A 23,362-nucleotide genomic window follows, 5' to 3' on the forward strand; every position below is an offset into this window, starting at 1 on the left:
CGCGGCCAAGTCTGAAGGGAAGGACCGGTAACGACTGTGGCACAGCCGGCGACGGGCTGTAAGGCGTTTGGCAACATCCGGAACGTCCTTGTCCCGGGCATATGCCCGGGGCCTCCCGGCCGTCCCGCGGTTGTGCGAACGATTCCGGTCAGCCGTTCCGGCGCCTGCCCCGGGGCCCTGCTGCCGACGCCCCGTCAGCCGCTGATCCGCCCCGGCCGGAAAGCGGCCCCGCGGGCGTGCGCGATCGATCGTACGGCCGAGCCGTACGAGTGCTCCGGGCCGCACCGGTCGCGTGAGGCGCCGGTCGCCGCATCGTGCGGGGGATCCCCCGAACGGACGACCCCGCGACCCGGACCGGCCCGCTCCGCCGCTTCCCTCCGCACCCGGTGATCGCTACGCTACGTGCCGGTAATGAACCGGGGGAGGTCCGCCACGGCGGGCCCGCGCAGGGCGGGGAACACGAGATGACCGGGCAGAGCCATGCCGCCGGGCAGAACAGCCGGACCGGCGGTGCCGGGCGGAGCCGCCGCGGCTTCCTCACCCTCCTCGTCGCCGCGCCGACCCTGGCGCTCGTCACCCGCGCCGGGGCCGACGCCCTCGCCCCGCAGAGCGCCCACGCCGTGATCCCCAGCCTGCCCGCCATCGCCGACCTGGTGGACCTCGGCGACCTGTTCATCCTGGCCGGCGCGCCCACCTCCGCCCTGCTCGCACTCGCCGTCGACGCCGACGGCACCATCCGCTTCCGGCTGCCGCGCGAGGAGGTCGGCCAGGGACTGACCACCGCCGTGGCCATGCTCGTGGCCGAGGAACTGGACGCGCCGCTGGCCGCCGTACGCGTGGAACTCGACGATGCCAGGCCCGAGCTGCTGTTCAATCAGCTCACCGGCTCCTCCAACTCCATCCGCTCCCTCTACGGTCCGGTCCGGCAGACCGCGGCCACCGCCCGGGCCCGCCTGGTCGCGGCCGCCGCCGCCCGCTGGAAGCTCTCCGCCTCCGCCCTGACCACCGAGAACGGCGTCGTCCGCGCCCCGGACGGACGTACCGCCGACTACGGCAGCCTCGCGGCGGCCGCTGCCGCGCCCGGCCTGATCGTCCTCGGCGCCACCCCCAAGCCCGCGGCCCGGCACGCCCTGGTCGGCAGGCCCACCAGCCGCATCGACGCCCGCGCCATGGTCACCGGGGCCCAGCGGTACACCCTGGACCTCGACGTGCCGGGGGCCAAGCCCTGCGTGGTGCGCCGCCCGCCCACCCTCGGGGGCAGCGTCCGCGACGTCGCCAACCTGGCCGCCGTCCAGGCCATGCCGGGAGTCCTGCACGTGGTGACGATCCCCACCGGGGTCGCCGTCGTCGCCGAGACCTTCGGGCAGGCCCTCGACGCCAAGGCCGCCCTCCAGGTGAGCTGGGGCCCCGGCCCCGCGGACCAGCTCTCGGACGCGCAGGTGCGTACGAAGCTGCGCGCCGCCGCCCCGCCGCTGCTCCTGCCACCGCTGCTCACGCCGTACGTGGACGCCGAATTCGACTTCGCGTTCGTCAGCCACGCCCCGATGGAGACCAACTCGGCGGTGGCCGACGTACGCGACGACGGGGCCGAGATCTGGTCCGGGCTCAAGTCCCCCATCGTGGCCCGCCAGACCATAGCCGCCGACCTGGGGCTGCCCCTCGACAAGGTCACCGTGCACGTGGTCCAGGCCGGCGGCTCCTTTGGCCGGCGGCTCTTCTTCGACGCAGCCCTGGAGGCGGCCAGGGTCTCCAAGGCCTGCCGCCGCCCGGTCCGGCTGATGTGGACCCGCGTCGACGACACCCGGCACGGCCGGATGCGCCCGGCCACCCACCACAAGATCCGCGCCACCTACGCCCTGGGCGAGGTGCTCAGCTTCGAGCACCGGGTGGCCGCCGCCGAGACCGACTTCCGGCACGGGCTCGGCGAGATCATCACCGCCACCGCGGCGAACCTGCCGCTCGGCATCGGCAACGCCACCCTCGCCCAGACCCTCTTCCACACCACGGTCAAGTCCCCGTACCACTTCGGGCTCACCACCCAGGCGCTCACCGAGGTGCGGACCGCGATCCCCACCGGGTCCTGGCGCTCGGTGTACTCCGCCAACACCCGGGGCGCCGAGGAGATCGTCGTCGACGAACTGGCCGCGCGGATCGGCAAGGACCCGTACCGCTTCCGCCGGGCCTTCCTGAAGAACGACGCCCAGCGGGCGGTGCTCGACAAGGTCGCGCAGGAGGGGGAGTGGGGGCGCCCGATGCCGGCGGGCTGCGCCCAGGGCATCGCCTTCCACGAGGAGTACAAGTCCCGTACGGCCTGCCTGGTGGAGATCGACACCCGTGACCCGGGGCACGTCCGGGTCACCAAGGCCGTCATCGCGGTCGACGTGGGCCTGCCCGTCAACCCGCGCGGGCTGGAGGCGCAGATGATCGGGGGCCTGACCGACGCGATCTCCACCACCCTGCGGGCCGGCCTGCACCTGGACAAGGGGCTTCCGCTGGAGGGGAGTTACAGCCAGTTCCACTGGGCGCGGCAGCGCGACACCCCCAAGGACCTACGGGTCTTCGTCCTCCCGGCGACCGGCACCGAGCCGGGCGGGGCGGGCGAACTCGGAGTGCCCGCCGCCGTCGGGGCGATCGCCAACGCCTGGGCCCGGGCCACCGGGAACAAGCCGCGCAGCTTCCCGCTCTACTTCGACGTCGACTTCACCCCGTACCCCCGCTAGCGCGGCCCCACCGGACCCGCCCGCCCCCCGTCACCAGCCAGCTCAGGAGCGCCGCCGTGCCCTCGCACACCTTCACCGTCAACGGGCAGAGCGTCACCGTCGACGCCCCCGACGACCTGCCCCTGCTGTGGGTGCTCCGCGACATGCTGGGCGTCCGCGGGCCCAAGTACGGCTGCGGCGTGGACGTCTGCAAGGCCTGCACCAGCCACCTCGACGGCGCGGACGTCCGTCCGTGCGTGGTGCCCGTGTCCGCCTGCGCGGGCAAGGCCGTGACCACCATCGAGGGCCTGGCGAACGGGGACGAGCTGCACCCCGTGCAGGAGGCCTGGCTCGAACAGGATGTCGCCCAGTGCGGCTTCTGCCAGCCCGGCCAGATCATGGCCGCCGTCGCTCTGCTCAAGCGGACGGCCGAACCCACGGACGAGGACATCGACGCCATCGCCAACATCTGCCGCTGCGGAACCTACTTCCGCATCCGGGAAGCCATCCGCAGCGCCGCCGCCAAGATGTGAGCGCGCGCGGCGGCGCAGCCCGTACAACGACACAGCCCATATAAGGGGTGAAGCGGGCAAAAAGTGGCCGATCATGCCTGAATGAGGCGTATCAATGCGAAACGCGTGCTGGTCGGTGAACCGCTCGACACCGCGCGCCTGGGCGAGACCCTGCTTCCCAAACGGCTCGCGCTGCCCATCTTCTGCAGCGACCCGCTCTCCTCGGTGGCGTACGCCACCGAGGAGATCCTGCTGATCCTCGCCCTCGGCGGCGTCGCGCTGCTCCACCTCACCTGGTACGCGGCCGCCGCCATCGTCTTCCTGCTGGTCGTGGTCGTCGCCTCCTACCGGCAGACCTGCTACGCCTACCCCGGCGGCGGTGGCGCGTACGTCGTCAGCTCCGAGAACCTCGGCCAGACGGCGGCACTCACCGCCGCCAGCGCGCTGCTCGTCGACTACGTGCTGACGGTGGCGGTGTCCGTGGTCTCCGGCGTCGCCGCCATCACCTCCGCCATCCCCTCGCTCAGCGACCACGAAGTCGTCCTGTCGGTGGGCTTCGTGGTGCTCCTGACCCTGATGAACCTGCGCGGCGTACGCGAGTCGGGACGGGTCTTCGCCGTCCCGACCTACGGCTTCGTGCTGGTCATCTACCTCATGTTCGCCGTGGCCGCCGTGCGGATCGCGACCGGCGACACCATCCTGGCCGAGTCCGCCTCACTGCCGATCACCGCGGAGGGTACGTACACGGGCCTGGCCCTGGTCCTGCTCGCGATGCGCGCCTTCGCCTCCGGCTGTACGGCGCTGACCGGCGTCGAGGCCATCAGCAACGGCGTCCCCGCCTTCCAGAAGCCCAAGAGCCGCAACGCGGCGAACACGCTGGCCGCCATGGGCGCCCTGTCGGTGACCATGTTCCTCGGGATCACCATCCTGGCCATGGTGTACGAGGTCCACGTCGCGGCCGACCCGACGGAACTGGGCCTCGCCCCCGGAACGCCGACCTCCACCGCCCTCGCCCAGATCGGCCGGGCCACCTTCGGGAGCTGGCACTTCCTCTTCTACCTGCTCCAGGCCGTCACCGCCGGCGTGCTGATCCTCGCCGCGAACACCGCCTTCAACGGATTCCCGATGCTCGCCTCGATCCTCGCCAAGGACCGCTTCGCGCCGCGCCAGCTCTTCAACCGCGGCGACCGGCTCGTGTACTCGAACGGCATCGTGCTGCTCGCGCTGGCCGCCATCGCCCTGATCGTCGCCTTCGACGCCGAGCTGACCCGCCTCATCCAGCTCTACATCATCGGCGTCTTCGTCTCCTTCACCCTGTCCCAGGCGGGCATGGTCAGGCACTGGCGGCGCGAGCTCGCCTCGCCCGCCACGCCCAAGGAGGAGCGGGTCCACATCCACCGGCGGCTGGCCATCAACGCGATCGGCGCCACGCTGACCGCCCTGGTCCTGGTCATCGTCCTGATCACCAAGTTCACGCACGGCGCCTGGCTGGTCGTCATCGCCATGCCGCTGCTGTTCCTCGGCATGAAGGGCGTCCGGCGGCACTACGACACCGTCGCCGGGCAGGTCGCCGTCGCGCCCGGGGTCAAACCGCGCAAGCCCGCCCGTCACCACGTGGTGGTCCTGGTCTCCTCCGTGCACGCCCCCACGCTCAAGGCCCTCGGCTACGCGCAGGCCCTGCGGCCCGACAGCCTCACGGCCGTCACTGTCGCCGCCGACGAGGAGGACGCGCACCGGCTGCGGCGGGAGTGGGCGGAGCACGACCCGGGGATCGCGCTGAAGGTGCTGCACTCGCCGTACCGGGAGGTGATCGGCCCGGTGCTGGCGTACGTGCAGGAACTGGCCGCCGCCGAGGGGACGGACATGCTGTCCGTGGTGATCCCGGAGTACGTGGTCGGGCACTGGTGGGAGCAGCCCCTGCACAACCAGAACGCGCTGCGGCTGAAGGCCCGGCTGCTGTTCACGCCGGGCGTCGCGGTGATCGACGTGCCGTACCTGCTGGAATCGGCGAAACCGGAGGAGACGGCCGCCCCGGCCGAGGTGAAGCGGTAGGGCGTGCCCGCAAAGTGGCTCGGGTCAGGACGGGCTCTGCGGGCACGCCCGGCTCAGGCGTCCGGGGAGGCGGCCCGCAGCAGTTCCAGCTCGCTGCGCAGGCCCGCGCCCCGGTCGTGTTCCAGCTCCGCGGCGTAGAACTCGTGGGCCGCCCGCAGCTGGTCCTCACGGACCAGGGAGGCCTCCAGGTCGGCGGCCAGCCGGTCGGCGGTGGTGGCTTCGGGGGTCGTGGCTTCGGAGGCGGAGGCGGGGGTGTGCGCCATGGTCTCTCCCGGTGGTGCGTGGGTCGGCTCGGTACGCGGCCGAGCCTCGCGCATGGGACGGCCCGGCCGGGGGTGTCGTGGGGCGGGAATGGCTGAAATCGCACCCCCGGTCATCTGCCGGAAAGGCCCTGTTGATCAGCCGGAAGGGCCCTGGGGTGCGACGGGGCGCTGCCGAGCGTTTGGCCCGATGTGCCCTGTTCCGCCGCGTCCCGCTGGATGACCGCGGCGTGCGCCAGCGCCAGTTCCACCACGTGCGCCGGATCGGAGAGCGAGCGGCCGGTGAGCTGCTCCAGGCGGCGCAGCCGGTTGGAGACCGTGTTGCGGTGGCAGTACAGCCGCTGGGCGGCGTACGTCGTCGAGCCCTGGCAGGTCAGCCAGGTGCCGAGGGTGGTCAGCAGCACCCGGCGGTCATCCGGGGGCAGCGCCAGCACCGGACCCAGCACCACCTGGCGCAGCCGTCCCGCCAGTTCGGACTGCCCCGCCACCAGGGCCGCCGGGAGCCGCTCGTCCAGCAGCGCGGTGCGCGGACCGCCGGACGCCGGGGAGGAGCGCAGTGCGAGGGCCGCCAGCCGGCGGGCCCGGGCGAGATCGGCCGCCGCCTCCACGACGGGGCTGACACCGGCCCGGACACCGAGCGGCGCGAGCAGTTCCCGTACGGACTCCAGCGGGTGGTGCCCCAGCTCCACCAGGCCGGTCTCCCCGTCGGCCCGGATCCGCCACAGCACGCGCGGGCCGGCCGGCCGGGCGATGGCCGCCGCGGAGCCGGCCGGCCCCAGCACGACCACGGCGAACCGGCCCCGCTCCGGCAGTCCCAGTCGGGCGGCGGCCTCCGCCGCCGGCGCGGTGCCGTCCAGCAGGGCGTCGAGCAGGGACGCCCTGCGCTCCCGCTCCCGCTCGCCGCCGCCCCGCTCGGCCTCGGCCTCGGCTTCGGCCCGGCGGTACGCCTCGGAGGCGGCGTCCGCCATCTGGTCCAGTATGTCCCACAGCGCCGCCGCGCCCGGCAGCAACCGGGGGAGCGCCGCCCGGTCGTGCGCCGCCACCGCTTCGGTGAGGGTCTGCCACAGCAGCCGGCCGCCGTGCCGGTGGGTGCGGAGCAACGAGGCCAGCGGCAGGCCCTGTGCGGCCCGCAGGGCGCCGGTGGCCCGGGCGTCGGCGAGCTCCACGGGCAGCCCCCGGGAGGTGCGGACCACGCCCTCGACGGCCTGGCGGAGCTGGCGGTGGATGCCCTCGCGCAGCTCGGCCCGTCCGAGCAGGGCGGCGTACGCGGGATCCTCGGTCAGCGTCCGGTCGGTGAGCCGGTCCGCCGCCACGGCGATCCGGCGGGCCAGGTCCTCGCGTATCTCCTCGATGATCCGCTCCATGCCGGGCAGCGTGACACGGGCGAGGGGGCGGTGGGGAGGCCCCGGAACCCGCCGCGTCCGCTAGCGTGTCCGAAGCACTGCATCTGGAGTGCTCACGAACGGCCTTTCGAACCGGCCGCCACCACGCCCCACCCGTCCCCGAACACCCCTCCCCGCCCGCCCCTTACGCACACACCCGACGGAGCCGCCCGTGCGCCAGAACCCGGAGCGCCGCACCGCGCTGCTCGACGCCGCCATCGAAGTCCTGGCACGCGAGGGCTCGCGCGGGCTGACCCTGCGCGCCGTGGACGCGGAGGCGGGCGTCCCGACCGGAACCGCCTCCAACTACTTCGCCAACAGGGGCCAGCTGCTGGTGCAGATCCTCCACCGCACCCGCGAGCGGCTCACCCCCGACCCGGCCGACCTCGTCGGCCCGCTCGACGCCGCGGTGCTGCTCCGCCAGCTCCTCGGCCGGATGCGGCGCGAGCGGAGCGTGCACATCGCGGCGCTGGAGCTGCGGCTGGAGGGCACCCGGCGGCCCGAACTCCAGACGGAGCTCGCCGGATTCCAGGGCGCCGAGCTGGAGTCGAGCGTCGCCTGGCACCTGGACGCCGGGCTGCCCGGGGACCGCCAGGGCGTGGTGCTGATCTACCTCGCGATGCTTGGCCTGCTGGTGGACGACCTGACCGTGCCCACGATGCTCGACCCGTATCCGCTCGACGGCCTCATCGAGGTGATGGTGGAGCGTCTGCTCCCGCAACCCCCCGCGGACTGACTATCGTGCGGGCGGGGGAGCACCGACCGTTCGGGGGGACACCGTGGGCACTGCGCACTCCGAGGCCGCCGCGCACTCCGGGGCCGGCGCCGGCATCCAGTGGCTGGCCCACTGGGACCGCTGGTTCGTCAGCCTGACCTTCGCCCGGGGCATCGGCCCCGAGGAACTCGCCGCGAGGCTCGGCGCGATACCCGGCGTCCACCCCGGCCCACTGGGCGCCATGGACGCCTGGAGCATGTCCACCGAGACGGTGGAGGGGGACGGGGTGGCCCGGGTCGGAGCCTGGGGCGGCTGGTCCTTCGCCGTGGAACACGGGATGCCGGCCGGGGCGGAGCGGCTGGCCCAGGTCTCCTCGGGCGGGGTCGAGGCCGTCCACCTCGACCCGCAGCCGGACCACCCGCCCAGGCAGTTCGCGTACGCCCGGGACGGCGAGCTGGTGTGCTGCTTCGGGCTCGGCGAGGAATGCTGGCGCGGCGGCCACCGGCCGGACTTCCTGCTCCCGGAACTGGTGGCGGCCAAGATCCTGTCCCCCGACGGCGAGTACCTCCGTCCGGACGACGAGCCGTACGGGGAACGCGACCGCCTCACCCTCGCCGTCGTGGAACACCGCTTCGGCCTGTCCCTGCCCCGGCACCTGGTCGAGGATGCCCCGCTCCCGGCCTACGTCACCTGCGCCCAGTAGGCATGAGGTGATCTTATGCCCGGGTTCATGCGAGTCAGCTGGTTTTGAGGCCGGTGACCCACTTGGATGGGTTTGCCACGCCTCGTACAGAGCAGGGGACTCATCATGAGCACCGAGCACAGTGCCAAGGGCAGCACACCCACCCTGATCGGTTCCGTCCAGCGGGCACTGCGCCTCGTGGAGGCGATGCACGCCGAGGGCGGCGCCACGGCGAAACGGCTTTCCCGGCTCACGGGAATCCCCTTGCCGACCGTTTACCACCTGCTTCGCACACTCAGTCATGAGGGATATGTGCGGCGGGAGGGCGGAGCCTTCCGGCTCGCGGACGATCTTCCGCTCGCCTCTTGATCAAAATCCGACACGTTCCGGCCACGCTGTCACGTGCTACCGCGCATGTTCCAGCGGAAAATGCCAGAACGCCCTTTCGCAGTGTGGAAGTTGAGTAAGTTCCCTCCTGTCGCGCCGTACGACCGTGCACCCAGCACGTCTGGCCGGGAGGGGAGCCCGCGTGCCCGGGATCGACGAATGTCTGCTCGAAGCCATGGCCCTGCCCGGTGCACGGGGGGCCGCGCTGGTCGACTGGAGCAGCGGACTGGCCCTCGGCACCGCCGGGGACTCGCCGGTGGGGGACCACGAGACCACCGCCGCCGAAACCGCCGAACTGGCCCGGGCCGCCGCCGAGTACGAGTCCTTCGCCCCCGAGGCCCCCGGAGCCGGACAGGCGGACCCCGCCGGCCCGCCCGTCGAGGACATGATCGTCACCACCCGTACCGGCTACCACGTCCTGCGCTTCGTCGAGACGAGCTTCGACAGCAGCGTCTTCCTGCACCTGTGGCTCGACCGCGCCGACGGCAACCTCGCCCTGGCCCGGCTCAGACTCCGGGCGCTCGCCGAAGGGCTGGTGCTCAGATGATCGCCCCGACCCTTCCCGCCAACCCCGTGGAAGTCTCCCCCCTGCTGACCCGGCTCGCCGCCGAGCGGGCCACCGGCGCCCTGCTCCGCGACCGCGGCACCCTCTTCCTGGAGGACGGCCGCATCGTGCACGCCGAGAGCCCCTCCACCCCCGGCCTCGACGTACTTCTCACCACCGGAGGCGGACTCGCCCCCGAGCGCTGGAACGAGGCCCTGAACCAGGCCGGAGCCCGCCGCCAGGTCGCCCGCTTCCTCGTGGACAGCGGCGGCCTGGCGGGCGGCGAGCTGGAGATCTGCCATCTCGCCGCGATCTTCGACGCCGCCTTCTTCGCGCTCTCCCCGGGCAGCGGGCCCTCCCGCTTCCGCCGCGGGGCCACCCACTGGATCGGCTCCGTACGCTCGGTCGCCGCGGCCGCCGTCGAACGGGAGACCCGGCGCCGCCGGGAACTGCTGGACGCCGTCTGGCCCTACCCGCTGCTCGACACCGCTCCCGTGGTGCCCCGCGCGGCCGCGCCCGGGCAGACGGTCACCGCCCGGCAGCGGATCCTGCTCCAGCAGGCGGACGGCGTACGGACCCCCGCGGACCTCGCGTGGGTGCTGGGCCGGCCGGCCTTCCACACGCTGCTCGACGTACGCAGGCTCGCGGCGGCCGGTCTGGTCGAGACCCCGCACGCGCCGGCCCCCCTCCCGCTCGACGGGACACCCCTGCCCGACTGGATGACCCAGGCCCAATCCCCGGACGTGGCGCTGCTCCGCCGGTTACGCGACGCACTGGAGGCAAGCCTGTGAGGCTCCCGCTGCGACCGGTTCTGCGCACCGACCGCTCCGAGCGGAGGCAGCCCGAGAGGAAGGCCGACATGAGTACGGCGATGGTGAACGCCGAGGCCGAGGCCGAGATACTCGCCGAGCTCCGGCGCCTGCGGGCCCGCGTCCCCCAGCTCACCGGCGCCCTCGCCGCGAGCGCCGACGGCCTGGTGCTCGCCCACGACAGCGCCGCCACCGAGGCCGAGTCCGTCGCCGCCCTGACCGCGGCCGCCCTCGGAGTCGCCCAGCGGCTCAGCGACAGCACCGGCCAGGGCGGATTCCGCGAACTGCTGGTGCGCGGCGAGCACGGCTACGTCGCCACCTACGCGGCGGGCGAGGCGGCCGTGCTCACCCTGATCGCGGAGACGCGCGTCAACGTCGGCCGGCTCCACCTGGAGGCCCGCCGCTCCAGCCTGCGCATCACCGAGCTCATAGAACACAGCCTCGGACGCCGGGGCCCGGTGGCGCCGCCGATGCCCACCCAGGCCCCGCAGACCTGAGCCACGTACCACCACCGACCTCCGGACACGGCAAGCAGCATCCGGAACCGCCACACAAGAAAGAGGAACCTCTCATGGCCAACGTGGAAACCGCCCTCAAGGAAGCGACCACCACCATCGACGGCGCGCTCGGCGCGGCCCTGGTCGACTACGGCAGCGGGATGGCGCTCGGCACCGTCGGCGGCGGCAAGGACCTCGACCTCGCGGTCGCCGCGGCGGGCAACACGGACGTCGTGCGGGCCAAGGTGCGCACCATGGAGATGCTCGGGCTCAACGACGAGATCGAGGACATCCTGATCACCCTCGGCGGCCAGTACCACCTGATCCGGCTGATGAAGGCCCGCGGGTCCAGCGGGTTCTTCCTCTATCTCGCACTGGACCGCGGGCGCGCCAACCTCGCGATGGCCCGGCACCAGCTGAAGAAGATCGAAGCCGAACTCGAGATCTGACGGCGGTCCGGAAAGGCCGCGACGGGCGCGGTGGCGGGCGGCGCAATTCTTTTGCCGTCCGCCCCGGAGGCCGACGATGATATGTCCGAGGATGGGCGGACTTTATCATCCTGTTACAGAGTAGGATGCTGTAATCAGCTGATCATCAACAAAGTAAAAACGCTGGAGAACCCGCCACCCATGCCCCCGCGCCTGAGCATCGTCGTACCTGTCTACAACGTCGAGCTCTACCTCGACGAGTGCCTGGAGTCCATCGCCGCTCAGACGTTCGACGACTTCGAAGTCGTCCTCGTCGACGACGGCTCCACCGACAGCAGCGCCGTCATAGCCAAAGCGTTCGCCGCGCGGGACAAACGCTTCCGGGTGGTCCTGCAGGAGAACGCCGGACTGGGGGCCGCCCGCAACGTGGGCGCCCGGCACATATCGAAGGACAGCGAGTACCTGGCCTTCGTCGACAGCGACGACACCATGCCGCCGCACGCCTACCAGAAGCTGATCGACGCCCTCGACGAGACCGGCTCGGACTTCGCGGGCGGCAACGTCAAGCGCTTCCGCTCCGTCGGCATGCAGCAGTCCTGGGGCCACCGCAACGCCTTCGCCAGGACCCAGCTCAAGACCCACATCTCCAAGTTCCCGGCGCTGGTCACCGACCGCACCGCGTGGAACAAGGTCTACCGGCGCACCTTCTGGGACGAGCACGGCTTCCAGTACCCGGAGGGCATCCTCTACGAGGACGCCCCCGTCAGCATCCCCGCGCACTACTTCGCCTCCAGCGTCGACGTGATCGGTGACGTGGTCTATCACTGGCGGGTCCGCGAGACGGGCGAGCGCTCCATCACCCAGCGCTCCACCGACCCCGTCTCCCTCATCGACCGCGTCACCTCCGTGCGCATGGTCCGCGAGGCGCTGAAGAGCAAGCCGGGCGAGCGCTACGCCCGCTACCTGCGCGACTACGACCGCAACGTACTGAGCGAGGAACTCCCGCTCATCTACAAGTACGTGGCCGAGGCCGGCCCCGACTTCCGCGCCGCGTTCGTCAAGGACGTCGGCGGCCTCATCCGGGAGATCGGCACCGAGCCCTGGTCCGACCTCACCGTCGCGGACCGGCTCAAGGCGTACCTGGCCCGCGAGGGCCGGGTCGAGGAGTTCATCGCCCTGCTCCGGCACCAGCGGGACTTCACCTACAGCGTGCCCGTCAAGGGACTGGCCCGCCCGCAGGCCGACTACCCCTTCCTCAAGACGCCCGTCCCCGCCAAGATCCTCACCCTCGGCCCCCGCGAGCGCCGCGTGGTCAGCCGGCTGGAGCAGGCCGCCTGGAGCGACGGCAAGCTGCTGCTGCGCGGCTACGCCCTGCCCGGGCACATGGGCGCCGAGAGCCGGCTCGGCTCCCGCAAGATGCTGATCTTCCGGGAGAGCGGCAAGCGCCGCCGCACCGTCGTCAGCGCGCGGACCGTCGCCTCCCCGATGGCCACCGTGCAGGCGCCGCACCTCGCGCTGCGGCACGCCGACTGGGCAGGGTTCAGCGCCGTGGTCGACCCCTCGATCTTCCAGTCGGGGGGCAAGTGGCGCGACGGCACGTGGTCCACCTCGATCGCCGTCACCGGCCCCGGGGGCCTGCACCGCGCCCGCCTCAAGGGCGGCGAGCACGACAGCGGCCTGACCCCTCCCCCCTACTGGGCGACTCCCGACGTCCGCATCCTGCCGACCGTCTCCGGCGCCCTGACCGTCAAGGTCGAGGTCGTACGGGCCCGGGCCCTGGACGTGCGCCCCGCCGGCGACGACGCCGTCGAGATCTCCGGCGAACTGGCGGCCGGGCTCGGCGCGGACGCGAGCCTGCGCGCGGAGCACGCCACCACCGGCCAGGTCGTCACCGTTGCGCTGGAGACCGGCGGGTCCGCCGGGTCCGCCGCGAGCGGCCGGATCCCCTTCACCGCCCGCGTGCCGCTGGCCGCACTGGCCGCCGTGCCGGACGCCGACGAGCAGGCCGGCGAGTGGAGCCCCGAGGCCTGGAACCTGTCCGTGGTCCGCGCCGACGGCACCCGCCACCCCCTGGCACACGACGAGCGCGGTGGCTTCACCGGCCTGGTCGTGCCCCTGCCCGGCGACCGCGCGGGCCGTACGGTCTTCGCCAAGCGCGGGACGGGCGGCCACCTCGTCCTCTCCGTCCAGGCCTCGCCGCCCCTCGTGGACTCCGTCGCCGTCAAGGAGGGCGCCCTGACCCTGCGGGGCAGCTTCCTCGCGCCCGCGGACGAGCCGTACGAGCTGGTCCTGCACAACATGTACGGCATGGAGTTCAGTTACCCCGTCACCCGCGACGGCGACCGGTTCGAGGCCTCCTTCGAGCCGGTGCTGCCCGAGGCGTACGCGGGCCGCACCACCCTCCCGCAGGGCCGCTGGTGGGCCACCGTGCGCCCGTCGGCCCAGGGCGGCACCACCGCCGGCCTGCTCGGCGTCGACCGCGGCGCCCCGGTCCAGCTCGTCTCGCCGGCCCTCTTCTCCGGCCCGCACGCGATCACCACCGACGGCCGCCGGATGCGCGTCGAGGCCCGGCTGCACGACCGGATGGCGCTGGTCTGCGACCCGCTGCTCAGCCCGCACGACCGCTCCACCTACGCCCAGCGCGTCGCCCGCGACGTGACCTACCCGGCCCAGCGCGCCCTGCCGGTCAAGGACATGGTCGTGTACGACACCTTCCAGGGGCACGGCGCCGGCGACTCGCCGCGCGCCATCCACGAGGAGCTCGTACGCCGCGGGGTGAAGCTGGAGCACATCTGGCTGGTCCGCGACGGCCGCGCCGAGGTCCCGCCGACCGCGCGCGCCGTCCAGTACGGAAGTCTGGAAGCCTGGGACGTCCTGGCCCGGGCCCGCTACTACGTGGTCAACGACAGCGTGCCGCAGACCTTCCTGCGCCGCCCCGGGCAGACGGTCGTACAGACCTGGCACGGTACGCCGCTCAAGCAGATCGGCCACGACTTCATCCACGACTACTACACGAGCCCCGAGGTGCTGGCCGGGCTGGAGCACGACAGCGCCCAGTGGAGCCTGCTGGCCTCCCCGAGCTCGTACGCCACGCCTGTCCTGCGGCGCGCCCTCGGCTACTCGGGCGAGATCGTCGAGGCAGGCAGCCCGCGTACGGACGCCCTCGTACGGCCCGACGCGCAGCGCATCGCGGAGATCCGGCGCAGGCTCGGCCTGCCCGAGGGCAAGAAGGTCGTCCTCTACCTGCCGACCTGGCGGGAGAACCGGCAGGGCTGGACGGTGGCCGGCGGCTACAAGCTCGACCTGCGGATCGACCTGGAGGCGGCCCGGCGCGAGCTCGGCGAGGACCACGTGCTGCTGGTCCGCGGCCACCACAAGGTGACCGAGCAGGTCCGCGAGGGCGCCCGCGACGGTTTCGTCGTCGACGTGTCCCGCTGGCCCGACACCACGGACCTGCTGCTCGTCGCGGACGTGCTGATCTCGGACTACTCCTCCGCGATCTTCGACTTCGCGCTCACCGACCGGCCGATCCTGCTGTTCACGTACGACCTGGGGCACTACCGCGACACCATGCGCGGCTTCACCTTCGACTTCGAGGAGAAGGCCCCGGGACCGCTGCTGGCCGATTCCGCGAGCCTGATCGAGGCCGTACGGAACGCGGACGCGGTCGGCGCCGAGTACGCGGCGGCGAGGGCGGCCTTCCGGGCCGAGTTCTGCGATCTGGACGACGGCGGGGCTGCCGCCCGGGTCGTCGACCGCATGCTCGACATGTAGCCCGCAGGAGTGCATTCCGGGCTGGATACGGACCGGTCCCGCGCCCACCGATGAATTTCGGGCGCGGGACCGGTCTGTATGTGCGGGACGGTATCCCCCGTCGCGCACACCCTGGAGGCAGTCATGACGAGCAACCCCTTCACCACGTGTCTGTGGTTCGACGGCAAGGCCGAGGAAGCGGCCGACTTCTACCTGTCCGTCTTCAAGGACGGCAAGCGCGGCCGGGTCGGCTACTACAACGAAGCGAGCCCCGGCCAGGCCGGCGAGGTGATGGTGGTCGAGTTCGAGATCAACGGCCAGAAGTTCGTCGGACTCAACGGCGGCCCCCAGTTCCCCTTCACCGAGGCCGTCTCCTTCCAGATCAACTGCGCGGACCAGGCCGAGGCGGACCACTACTACGACGTGCTGACCGGGGACGGCGGCCAGGAGTCGCAGTGCGGCTGGGTCAAGGACAAGTTCGGGCTGTCCTGGCAGGTCATCCCGGCCGGCGCCATCGAGCTGGTCACCGACCCGGACCCGCAGCGGGCGGGCCGGGCCACCGCGGCCATGATGAAGATGAAGCGGCTCGACGTGGCGGAGATGCGCCGGGCGGCCGACGCGGCCTAGACCGCGGCGCGGATCAGCCGGCGATCCGGGCCAGGAGCGCCGGAAGGGCGGTCCCGATCGGCTCGCGGATCACCTCGTCGGCGAGCGGGTCGTACGGGGTCTCCTCCGCGTTCACGATGATCAGGCGGGCCCCCGCCTCCGCGGCCATGCCGGCCAGCGAGGCGGCGGGCTGGACCTGGAGGGTGGACCCGACGGCGATGAACACCTGGCAGCCCTTCGACACGGCCACGGCCTGCGCCAGCACCTCGGGGTCGAGCCGCTGGCCGAACATCACGGTGGCCGGCTTCAGGATCCCGCCGCAGCGCGGACAGGCGGGATCCGGGTCGCCGGCGGCCAGCCGGGCCAGCGCCTCCTCCATCGGGGAACGCGCGTGGCAGGCCGTGCACACCACCTCGCGGGCCGTCCCGTGCAGTTCGAACACCTTGCGGGCGGGCATGCCGGCGAGCTGGTGCAACCCGTCCACGTTCTGCGTGATGACCCGCACCGGAGTCCCCCCGCGCTCCAGCCCGGCCACCGCCAGATGCGCCGCGTTCGGCTTCGCCCCGAGGGCCCCGAGCTCGGCCCGCATCAGCCAGGAGCGGCGCCGGACCTCCGGGTCCGCCATGTAGTACTCGTACGTCACGAGCTTCTCGGCGCCGGGCTCCCGGCGCCACAGACCCCGCGGCCCCCGATAGTCCGGAATCCCGGAATCCGTGGACATTCCTGCCCCACTGAACACTGCTACGAGCGGCTTCCCCATACCCCGACCCTATGTACGGCCCGCACGCTCCCGCGACCGCATTTAGCGGCTCGCCCCGTCTCGGGGCCGTCCCGGGGCGGTTCCGGGACGGGGCTCCGGCCTGCGGCCGAAGGGGCGGTTCTGCGGTGAATCCCGCCTCCACAGGGGTGAGATCAGGCCGTGCCCCTGTCGGTCGGCGCGAGCATGCGGCTACAAACCGGACATGACGCTCACCTCCCGCCTGACCGGTGCTCTCCTGCTCGCCCTGACCGCCCTGCCGGCCCCGGCCGCCCTCGCCGTCCCCGCTCCTCCCGCTCCCCCCGAGTCGGCGGCGACCGGACCGCACCGGCACGGCGCCGTCGAGATCACCCGCTTCCTCACCGCCTTCTACGGCCAGCACGGCCCCACCCCGCACGGCCGCGAGCACCGCGTCTCGCAGGTGCTCAAGGACAAGCAGCGGGACAACCCCCAGAGCGACGTACTGCTCTGCGCCCAGAACGAACCGGTGGCCATCGCCATCGGGCCGGTCACGGTCGCCCAGTCCGCGGCGGTCGGCTGGGCCACCGTCACCACGTACTGGGACGCCGGTCGCACCGATACCTTCACCGCGTACGTACGCCTCGACTCCCAGCCGATCCACCTCGACGACGTCATCTGCGCGGGCTGACACCCCTGCCCGGCCGCCGCGGAGTGATCCGTAGGGTGGGGGGATGCCGAAGACCACCGTCCTGTACTGCTCCGATCCGCTGAACGAGCGCCGGGCCGACCCCCACTTCGCGGCGGAGGCCCGGCAACTGCGTGCGGTGGGCGGGACCGCCCTGCTCCTCGACCACGACGCGCTCCTCGCCGGGGACCCCGGCCGGGCCGTCTCCCGGATACCCGCCGGAACGGGAGCCGTCTGGTACCGCGGCTGGATGATCCCCGCCGGACGGTACGCCGAACTGGACGCGGCCCTGCGGGAACGCGGCGCCGAACTCCTCGTCACCCCCGAGGCGTACCGGCGTGCCCACGAACTGCCCGGCTGGTACGGGACGTTCGCGGACCTCACCCCGCACAGTGCCTGGCTGCCGACGGCCCCGCGCGAGGTCCCGGAGCCGGCCCGGCTCGCAGCGCTCGCCGCCCGGCTTCCCGGCGGGGCCGCGATCGTCAAGGACTACGTCAAGTCCCGCAAGCACGAGTGGGCCGAGGCCTGCCACATCCCCGACCACACCGACCTCGCCGCCCTGCACCGGGTCGTGGCCCGTTTCGTCGAACTCCAGGGAGACGACCTGGCGGGCGGGGTGGTGCTGCGGGACTTCGAGCACTACGTCCGCCCCGTGAGCGCCGCCGCCGAAGCCCGCGTGTGGTGGCGCGACGGGACGCCCCGGCTGGTCACCGCCCACCCGGACAGCCCGTCCGGCGAGGTCCCGCCGCCCGACCTCGAACCGGTCCGGGCGGCGGTGGAGGCGCTGGGCTGCCGCTTCGTCACCACCGACCTCGCGCTGCGCGAGGACGGGAGGTGGCGGGTGGTGGAGGTCGGCGACGGGCAGGTCAGCGACCTCCACCGGGAGGCCGATCTCCCCTCCTTCACCGGCCTCCTGACGTCCCCTCCGTCCGCCTCCTGACGTCCCTTCCATCCGCCTGCTGACCTCCTCCGGGGGCCGCCGGCGGCCGAAGAGGCCACGCTGCGCACCCCGTAGGCATCTGGTACAACACCGGACATGACGGGATTCGACATCGGCGGCGCGAGCGCCGCCGACATGGAAATGATCCGTGCCTGGGCCGACGAGGAAGGTTGGAACCCGGGTGACACCGACCGCTTCGCCTTCGCGGTCGCCGATCCCGGCGGCTTCCTCGTCGGCCGGCTCGACGGTGAGCCGGTGGCCTGCATCTCCGCCGTGCGCTACGGAACGGGCTTCGGTTTCATCGGCTTCTACATCGCACGCCCCGCCTTCCGCGGAAAGGGCTACGGCCTCCGGCTGTGGCACGCGGGGATGGAGCGGCTCGACGGCCGCCTCGTGGGGCTGGACGGGGTGGTCGAGCAGCAGGGCAACTACCGCAAGTCCGGGTTCCGTCCGGCCTGGAACAACGTCCGCCACGAAGGGGTGCCGCGGCCGGGCGACGACGGCGGGGTGCGCATCGTGGCCGCCGCCTCGCTGCCCTTCGCCCAACTCGCCGCGTACGACCGGAGGTTCTTCCCCGAGTCGCGGGACGCGTTCCTCTCCGCCTGGACCGGGCTGCCCGGGCGGACCGCCCTCGCCGCCGTCCGGGACGGCCGCATCGAGGGCCTCGGCGTGATCCGCCCGTGCAGCGCCGCCTCCCGCGTCGGCCCCTTGTACGCGGCCACGCCCGAGGTGGCCGCGGCCCTGCTGCGGCGGCTCGCGGAGCACGCCCCCGGCGGGGAGGTGGCCGTGGACGTGCCCGACGCGAACCCGGCCGCCACCGGACTGCTGGCCGGGCTGGGAATGGCCCCGACCTTCGAGGCGGCCCGGATGTACACCGGCCCGGCGCCGGAGCTCGACCTGGCCGGACTGTACGGGGTCACCAGCCTCGAACTCGGCTGACGGGAAGGGTCAGATGCCGAACAGCACGCCGTTGCTGTTCCGCAGACCGCACGGGTTGCCGTAGGTGTAGGTGTAGCTCAGCCGGCGCCCCTCCCAGACGCCGTCGGCCGTGACCGTCATCGGATTCCACTCCCGGGTACACGCGGCGTCGGAGCGCGGCTGCGCGAGTGCGTCCAGCGCACGCCCGTTCGCCCGTAATTCGGCGCACGCGGCGGCCGGGTCCGGGTGTGTGCCGGTCGGCCGCGGAGCGCACACCAGCGTCACCGCGCGCAGTACCGTGGCGTGGTCGGGGTCGTCGCCGGCCATGACGCTGACCACGAGTGCGGAGGGCGCGTACAGGCTCTCCGTACCGGCCGGCGCGGCGTCCGCGGCTCCGGAGCCCGCCAGTGCGGTGAGGGCGGTGAGCGCCATGGCGCCGGTGGCCAGTCCCAGACTCCTGGTGATGGACCGCATTTCGAACACTCCTCGGGGTGGTTGCTTCGGATAACGGACGGGAGTCTTGCCCATCTGGAACAGGAACGCCCGTTCGTACCGCCATTTCACGTCACTCGTCGTGAGGGAATGACTGCACTCCGCAGTGTTGACGAGCTGTTGACCTGTGCGGGAGCGCACGGTGGAATCGGCTGAAGACATTCCTGAAACACCCCTGAAACATGCCCGGCGAGGGCTGCGGGAGGGCTGCGGGAGAGCCCGGGCAGGGTTGCGTGAGGGCCCGGGCGCGGTTGCGGGAGAGCCCGGGCGGGGCTGGTGGGAGGGCTCGGGTAGGGCTGGGCATACCGCCGGGACTCGCCCCTGCCCCGCTGTGCCGGGCGCGCTCAGGCGGTTGGCTCGGGGCATGGAAAACGATGCGATCCAACTGCGGGCGGTCAGCCGGGTGTACGGCTCCGGCGACCAGGCCGTCACCGCCCTCGACCAGGTCACCCTGGGCTTTCCCCGGGGCAGCTTCACCGCCGTCATGGGCCCTTCCGGCTCGGGGAAGTCCACCCTCCTCCAGTGCGCCGCCGGACTCGACCGGCCCACCTCCGGCTCCGTCACCGTCGGCGGCACCGAGCTCACCGGGCTCAGCGAGACCAGGCTGACCCTGCTGCGCCGCGACCGGATCGGCTTCGTCTTCCAGGCCTTCAACCTGCTGCCCGCGCTGACCGCCGAGCAGAACATCGCCCTGCCGCTGCGGCTGGCGGGCCGCCGGCCCGCGAAGGCGGACGTACACCGGGTCCTGGCTCGCGTCGGCCTCGGGGACCGGGCCCGGCACCGGCCCGCCGAACTGTCCGGCGGCCAGCAGCAGCGCGTGGCGCTGGCCCGCGCCCTCATCACCCGCCCCGAAGTGCTCTTCGCCGACGAGCCCACCGGAGCGCTGGACTCCAGGACCGGCCGCGAAGTCCTCACCATGCTCCGGGAGATGGCCGACACCGAGCAGCAGACCGTGATCATGGTCACCCACGACCCGGTCGCCGCCTCCCACGCGGACCGCGTCGTCTTCCTCGTCGACGGCCGGGTCGGCTCCGAACTCACCGACGCCGGAGCCGACCGCATCGCCGCGCACATGACGAAGCTGGAGGCCCTGCCGTGCTGAGCCTCGCCCTGAGCACCCTGCGCACCCGCTGGGTCACCCTGGTCGGCAGTTTCGTCGCCCTCGCCCTCGGCGTCGGCCTGATCGCCGCGATGGGCCTCGGCCTCGCCGCCACCCTCGACGCGCCACGACGCCAGCCCGAGCGCTTCGCCCAGGCCCCGGTCGTCGTCAAGGGCGCCGACACACTGCGGGTGCCGACCCCGATCGGTGAACGCACCGCCGCGCTGGCCCACCCCAGACCCGTCGACCCCGCACTGCTGCGGCAACTCGCCGCCCTCGGGCCCGTCACCGAGGACCGCTCCTTCCCGGTGCGCGTGGCGGGCGGACCCCGGCACCCCGTGGGCCACCCCTGGTCCGTCGCCGCCTTCGCCCCGTACACCCTCGACGCCGGACGCGCCCCGCGGTCCGACACCGAGGTCGTCACCACCGGCTGGGCCCGCCCCGGCGCGCGGCTCGCCACCGACACCGGAACCGTCACCGTCGTCGGCACCGTCCCCGGGCGGGGGTTCGAGGACGCGCTCTTCTACACCGACGCCCGCGCCGCCCGGCTGTCGCCGGCCGTCCCCCAGGCCGTGGTCGCCGCGGACCCGGCCGCCGTACGCAACCTCGTCGCCCCGCATCCCGGCGTGCGGGTCCTGACCGACCGCGACCGGCGCTTCGCGGACCCCGACCCGGAGCGCGACGGCGAAGCCCTGCTCGCCGTCAACGCCGCGCTCGGCACCTCGGGCGCGATCACCGGCTTCGTCTCGGTGTTCGTGGTCGCCTCCACCTTCGCCTTCGCCGTGGCCCAGCGGCGCCGGGAGTTCGCCCTGCTGCGCTCCACCGGCGCCACCCCGGCACAGATCCGCCGGATGGTCCTCCACGAGGCGGTACTGCTGGGAGCGGCGGCCTCCGCCACCGGCTGCGTCCTTGGGGCGTACGGGGCGCCCGTGCTCGTCCGGGCCATGGTGGAAGGGGAGCTGGCACCCCGCTGGTTCACCGTCGGGGACGCCACCTGGCCCTACCACCTGGCCTTCTGGACCGGCCTGCTCGTCGCCCTCGGCGGGGTCGCCGCCGCCTCCTGGCGGGCCGGCCGGGTCGGCCCCGCCGAGGCGCTGCGCGAAGCCGCCGTCGAGACCCGGACCATGACCCGGGGGCGCTGGATCTGCGGCGCCGCACTGCTGCTCCTCGCCCTCGGCACCCTGGGGTACGCCCTGGCCGGCGACCCGTCCGACCTGCTGCACCGCAAGACGTACACGAGCCGCCCGATGCCGCTCATCGTGGCCTGCGCCCTGCTGGCCCCCGTGCTGGTGAGGCCGCTGGTCCGGCTGACCGGCCGGCTGCCGGCCCGACTGCCGGGCGCCGTAGGGATGCTGGTCCGGGAGAACGCGGCCGCGGGCGTGCGGCGCACCGCCTCGCTCGCGGCCCCCGTCCTGGTCACCGTCGCCCTCGCCGGATCCCTGCTCGGCACCACCGCCACCCTGAACGAGGCCAAGGCCGTCGAGATCCGGCAGCGGACCACCGCCGCCTTCGTCGTCTCCGGGAGCTTCGACCGGGCCGCCGTCGACCGGCTGCGGGCCGTACCCGGAGCGGAGGTCTCGGCCACCGCGGCCACCACCGTCCACGTCCTGGAGGAGGGCACGGCCCTCATCCGCTCCGACGCCCGCGCCGCCGATCCCGGCCTGCTCGCCAGGACGACCGCGCTGCCCGTCACCGCGGGCCGCGTCACCGACCTCGACGACAACTCCATCATCGTCAACGAGGAATGGGAGCGGCACACCGTCGGCTCCACCGTCGACGTCTGGCTCGGCGACGGCACCCGCAAGACCCTGCGCATCGCGGCGGTACTGAGCATCGGAACCGGCAACAACGGTGCCTACGTCACCCCCGCCAACGCGGCCGGAGCGCGCGTGGACCGGGTCGACGTACGGACCGCCCCCGGCGCCGACCCCGTCACTGTCGGCGCGGACCTGGCCCGCGCCGCCGGGGAGGCCGGCGGCCGGGTCTTCACCAAGGAGCAGTGGGTGGCGGCCAGTCATCCCGAGACCAAGCGCACCACCCGGCTCGGCCTGCTGCTCGTCCTCGGCATCGCGCTGCTCTACGCCGGGATCGGGCTGGTCAACACCCTGGTCATGGCCACCTCCGAACGGGCCCGCGAACTCGCGGTGCTGCGTCTGACCGGCGCCACCCGGTGGCAGGTGCTGGCGCTGGTGGCCGGCGAGGCGCTGTTGGCCGTACTGGTCGGGGCGCTCGTCGGAGGCCTGGTCGCCGCCCTGAACCTGGGCGGGGTGTGGGGCGCCCTCGCGCTCCTGGATGTCCGGGCTCCCCTCGTGGTCCCCTGGGGCATGGTCGGCGGCGCGGCCGGTGCCTGCGCGGTCGCCGCGGTGGTCTCGGCCACGGCCACCGCGGCGGTGTCCCTGCGCAGGCGTGCGGCCGAATCGGCGGGCGTCCGGGACTGACGGTCGTTCCGGGGCCCGGGTGTCAGCGGGGGGCCGCCCTCAGCGGGTGGCCCCTGTCCGCGGGGCGTACAGGTCGAGGAGCCGGGTGCGGGTCTGCTGGAGCCGGACCGCGAGGACGCGGCCGACCCAGTGTCCGACCGCGGACCCGAACGCCGGGTCGACGTCCATGAGCATCCGGATGGTGGTCCCGTCGAACTCGTACGCGCGTACCGGGGTCATCGCCTCGGCGCTGAGCTGCCAGGTGTACGGCGGGAACAGCCAGGACCAGCCCACCAGCTCACCGGGGCCGAGGCTCTGGACCGGCGTGGGCCGGCGTCCGGGCACGGGGATCTCCAGCGTCACGGTGCCGGAGCGCACGATCCAGAAGGAATCCGCCCGGTTGCCCTCGTCGAAGATCCGTGCTCCCTCGGGGAAATTGACCTCGAGGGCGTGGGACATGAGCCGTCCACGGTGCTCGGTGGAAAGGACGGCAGCGATCCGGATGGGGGAAGGTGTGCTCACGACGGCCTCCGATCACGACCCCCCACTACGCTCCTGCTAACCCCCAGTGTCGCCGACCGCGGTCCGGTCCACGCGCGGCTGCTGCCCGGGGCGGATCCGGTGTCCCGGGGGCCCTTGTGCGGGCCGGGCCGGGACCCCTTCTGTCGCTTTCTGCTGACCGGTGGTGACCCTGCGTCCTTCCGGAGTCCTTTTCCTCGTGCGCTATGGGGACCGGCCCGCTGTTGGCAGCGTCGGCCGATTCGCGG

Annotated in this window: 21 protein-coding genes and 1 pseudogene; 17 read left to right on the forward strand and 5 right to left on the reverse strand. The window is 73.1% G+C overall.

Annotated features, from left to right (window positions below):
* Window positions 1-464: 464 nt before the first annotated feature.
* The 3 genes from ACZ4TG_RS18110 to ACZ4TG_RS18120 all read left to right on the forward strand — a co-directional run bounded on the left by ACZ4TG_RS18110 (window position 465) and on the right by ACZ4TG_RS18120 (window position 5,263).
* Complete coding sequence (locus tag ACZ4TG_RS18110; RefSeq protein WP_468163763.1) at window positions 465-2,720, forward strand: xanthine dehydrogenase family protein molybdopterin-binding subunit; 2,256 nt, start codon at window positions 465-467, stop codon at window positions 2,718-2,720.
* Window positions 2,721-2,776: 56 nt separating this feature from the next.
* The gene (locus ACZ4TG_RS18115; RefSeq protein ID WP_468163765.1) at window positions 2,777-3,232 is read left to right on the forward strand and encodes a (2Fe-2S)-binding protein; all 456 of its coding nucleotides are present in this window, start codon (window positions 2,777-2,779) and stop codon (window positions 3,230-3,232) included.
* Window positions 3,233-3,313: 81 nt separating this feature from the next.
* Entirely contained in the window at window positions 3,314-5,263 is a 1,950-nt protein-coding gene (locus tag ACZ4TG_RS18120) for an APC family permease (protein ID WP_468163767.1), read from the forward strand.
* A 53-nt stretch (window positions 5,264-5,316) separates the two neighbouring features.
* On the opposite strand, the gene ACZ4TG_RS18125 is transcribed toward ACZ4TG_RS18120, so the two are convergent.
* Both ACZ4TG_RS18125 and ACZ4TG_RS18130 read right to left on the reverse strand, forming a co-directional pair.
* Window positions 5,317-5,526 (reverse strand): hypothetical protein, encoded by a 210-nt coding sequence (locus ACZ4TG_RS18125; protein ID WP_468163769.1) that lies wholly within the window; start codon window positions 5,524-5,526, stop codon window positions 5,317-5,319.
* Window positions 5,527-5,636: 110 nt separating this feature from the next.
* Window positions 5,637-6,887 (reverse strand): PucR family transcriptional regulator, encoded by a 1,251-nt coding sequence (locus ACZ4TG_RS18130; RefSeq protein WP_468163771.1) that lies wholly within the window; start codon window positions 6,885-6,887, stop codon window positions 5,637-5,639.
* 190 nt (window positions 6,888-7,077) lie between these two features.
* Here ACZ4TG_RS18130 and ACZ4TG_RS18135 point away from each other — a divergent pair, with 190 nt between their 5' ends.
* From ACZ4TG_RS18135 to ACZ4TG_RS18175, 9 genes and pseudogenes are all read left to right on the forward strand, one after another.
* Window positions 7,078-7,641 (forward strand): TetR/AcrR family transcriptional regulator, encoded by a 564-nt coding sequence (locus ACZ4TG_RS18135; RefSeq protein WP_468163773.1) that lies wholly within the window; start codon window positions 7,078-7,080, stop codon window positions 7,639-7,641.
* Window positions 7,642-7,684: 43 nt separating this feature from the next.
* Window positions 7,685-8,323, forward strand: a complete 639-nt coding sequence (locus ACZ4TG_RS18140) for a DUF6461 domain-containing protein (protein ID WP_468163775.1) — start codon at window positions 7,685-7,687, stop codon at window positions 8,321-8,323.
* A 105-nt stretch (window positions 8,324-8,428) separates the two neighbouring features.
* Window positions 8,429-8,644 (forward strand): annotated as a pseudogene (locus tag ACZ4TG_RS18145) (helix-turn-helix domain-containing protein); the annotation flags it as partial.
* 187 nt (window positions 8,645-8,831) lie between these two features.
* Entirely contained in the window at window positions 8,832-9,236 is a 405-nt protein-coding gene (locus ACZ4TG_RS18150) for a hypothetical protein (RefSeq protein ID WP_468163777.1), read from the forward strand.
* The gene (locus ACZ4TG_RS18155; protein WP_468163779.1) at window positions 9,233-10,024 is read left to right on the forward strand and encodes a transcriptional regulator; all 792 of its coding nucleotides are present in this window, start codon (window positions 9,233-9,235) and stop codon (window positions 10,022-10,024) included. The genes ACZ4TG_RS18150 and ACZ4TG_RS18155 overlap by 4 nt, the downstream gene beginning before the upstream one ends.
* Before the next feature lie 68 nt (window positions 10,025-10,092).
* The gene (locus tag ACZ4TG_RS18160; RefSeq protein WP_468163781.1) at window positions 10,093-10,539 is read left to right on the forward strand and encodes a roadblock/LC7 domain-containing protein; all 447 of its coding nucleotides are present in this window, start codon (window positions 10,093-10,095) and stop codon (window positions 10,537-10,539) included.
* Between the two features lie 74 nt (window positions 10,540-10,613).
* Window positions 10,614-10,988: a hypothetical protein gene (locus tag ACZ4TG_RS18165; protein ID WP_468163783.1), complete on the forward strand. Its 375-nt coding sequence runs from the start codon at window positions 10,614-10,616 to the stop codon at window positions 10,986-10,988.
* 180 nt (window positions 10,989-11,168) lie between these two features.
* The gene (locus tag ACZ4TG_RS18170) at window positions 11,169-14,741 is read left to right on the forward strand and encodes a bifunctional glycosyltransferase/CDP-glycerol:glycerophosphate glycerophosphotransferase (RefSeq protein WP_468163785.1); all 3,573 of its coding nucleotides are present in this window, start codon (window positions 11,169-11,171) and stop codon (window positions 14,739-14,741) included.
* Window positions 14,742-14,864: 123 nt separating this feature from the next.
* Window positions 14,865-15,347, forward strand: a complete 483-nt coding sequence (locus tag ACZ4TG_RS18175) for a VOC family protein (protein WP_468163787.1) — start codon at window positions 14,865-14,867, stop codon at window positions 15,345-15,347.
* A 13-nt stretch (window positions 15,348-15,360) separates the two neighbouring features.
* Here the strand turns inward: ACZ4TG_RS18175 and ACZ4TG_RS18180 are convergent, their stop codons facing one another.
* Window positions 15,361-16,086: an SIR2 family NAD-dependent protein deacylase gene (locus tag ACZ4TG_RS18180; protein WP_468163789.1), complete on the reverse strand. Its 726-nt coding sequence runs from the start codon at window positions 16,084-16,086 to the stop codon at window positions 15,361-15,363.
* Between the two features lie 202 nt (window positions 16,087-16,288).
* Between ACZ4TG_RS18180 and ACZ4TG_RS18185 the strand changes: the two genes are divergently transcribed.
* The 3 genes from ACZ4TG_RS18185 (at window position 16,289) to ACZ4TG_RS18195 (ending at window position 18,608) form a co-directional block, all read left to right on the forward strand.
* Window positions 16,289-16,732: a hypothetical protein gene (locus ACZ4TG_RS18185; protein ID WP_468163791.1), complete on the forward strand. Its 444-nt coding sequence runs from the start codon at window positions 16,289-16,291 to the stop codon at window positions 16,730-16,732.
* A 43-nt stretch (window positions 16,733-16,775) separates the two neighbouring features.
* The gene (locus ACZ4TG_RS18190) at window positions 16,776-17,669 is read left to right on the forward strand and encodes an ATP-grasp domain-containing protein (protein WP_468163793.1); all 894 of its coding nucleotides are present in this window, start codon (window positions 16,776-16,778) and stop codon (window positions 17,667-17,669) included.
* Window positions 17,670-17,765: 96 nt separating this feature from the next.
* Entirely contained in the window at window positions 17,766-18,608 is an 843-nt protein-coding gene (locus tag ACZ4TG_RS18195) for a GNAT family N-acetyltransferase (RefSeq protein WP_468163795.1), read from the forward strand.
* A 9-nt stretch (window positions 18,609-18,617) separates the two neighbouring features.
* Here ACZ4TG_RS18195 and ACZ4TG_RS18200 read toward each other — a convergent pair whose 3' ends face one another.
* Window positions 18,618-19,061, reverse strand: coding sequence for a subtilase-type protease inhibitor (locus tag ACZ4TG_RS18200; RefSeq protein ID WP_468163797.1), 444 nt, complete (start codon window positions 19,059-19,061; stop codon window positions 18,618-18,620).
* Window positions 19,062-19,443: 382 nt separating this feature from the next.
* On the opposite strand from ACZ4TG_RS18200, the gene ACZ4TG_RS18205 reads away from it, so the two are divergent.
* Window positions 19,444-20,181: an ABC transporter ATP-binding protein gene (locus ACZ4TG_RS18205; RefSeq protein WP_468163799.1), complete on the forward strand. Its 738-nt coding sequence runs from the start codon at window positions 19,444-19,446 to the stop codon at window positions 20,179-20,181.
* Complete coding sequence (locus ACZ4TG_RS18210; protein ID WP_468163801.1) at window positions 20,175-22,616, forward strand: FtsX-like permease family protein; 2,442 nt, start codon at window positions 20,175-20,177, stop codon at window positions 22,614-22,616. The genes ACZ4TG_RS18205 and ACZ4TG_RS18210 overlap by 7 nt, the downstream gene beginning before the upstream one ends.
* Before the next feature lie 39 nt (window positions 22,617-22,655).
* Here ACZ4TG_RS18210 and ACZ4TG_RS18215 read toward each other — a convergent pair whose 3' ends face one another.
* Window positions 22,656-23,117 (reverse strand): Crp/Fnr family transcriptional regulator, encoded by a 462-nt coding sequence (locus ACZ4TG_RS18215; protein WP_468163803.1) that lies wholly within the window; start codon window positions 23,115-23,117, stop codon window positions 22,656-22,658.
* Window positions 23,118-23,362 lie beyond the last annotated feature (245 nt).

The sequence above is a fragment of the Streptomyces sp. NPDC028314 genome (assembly GCF_055565795.1).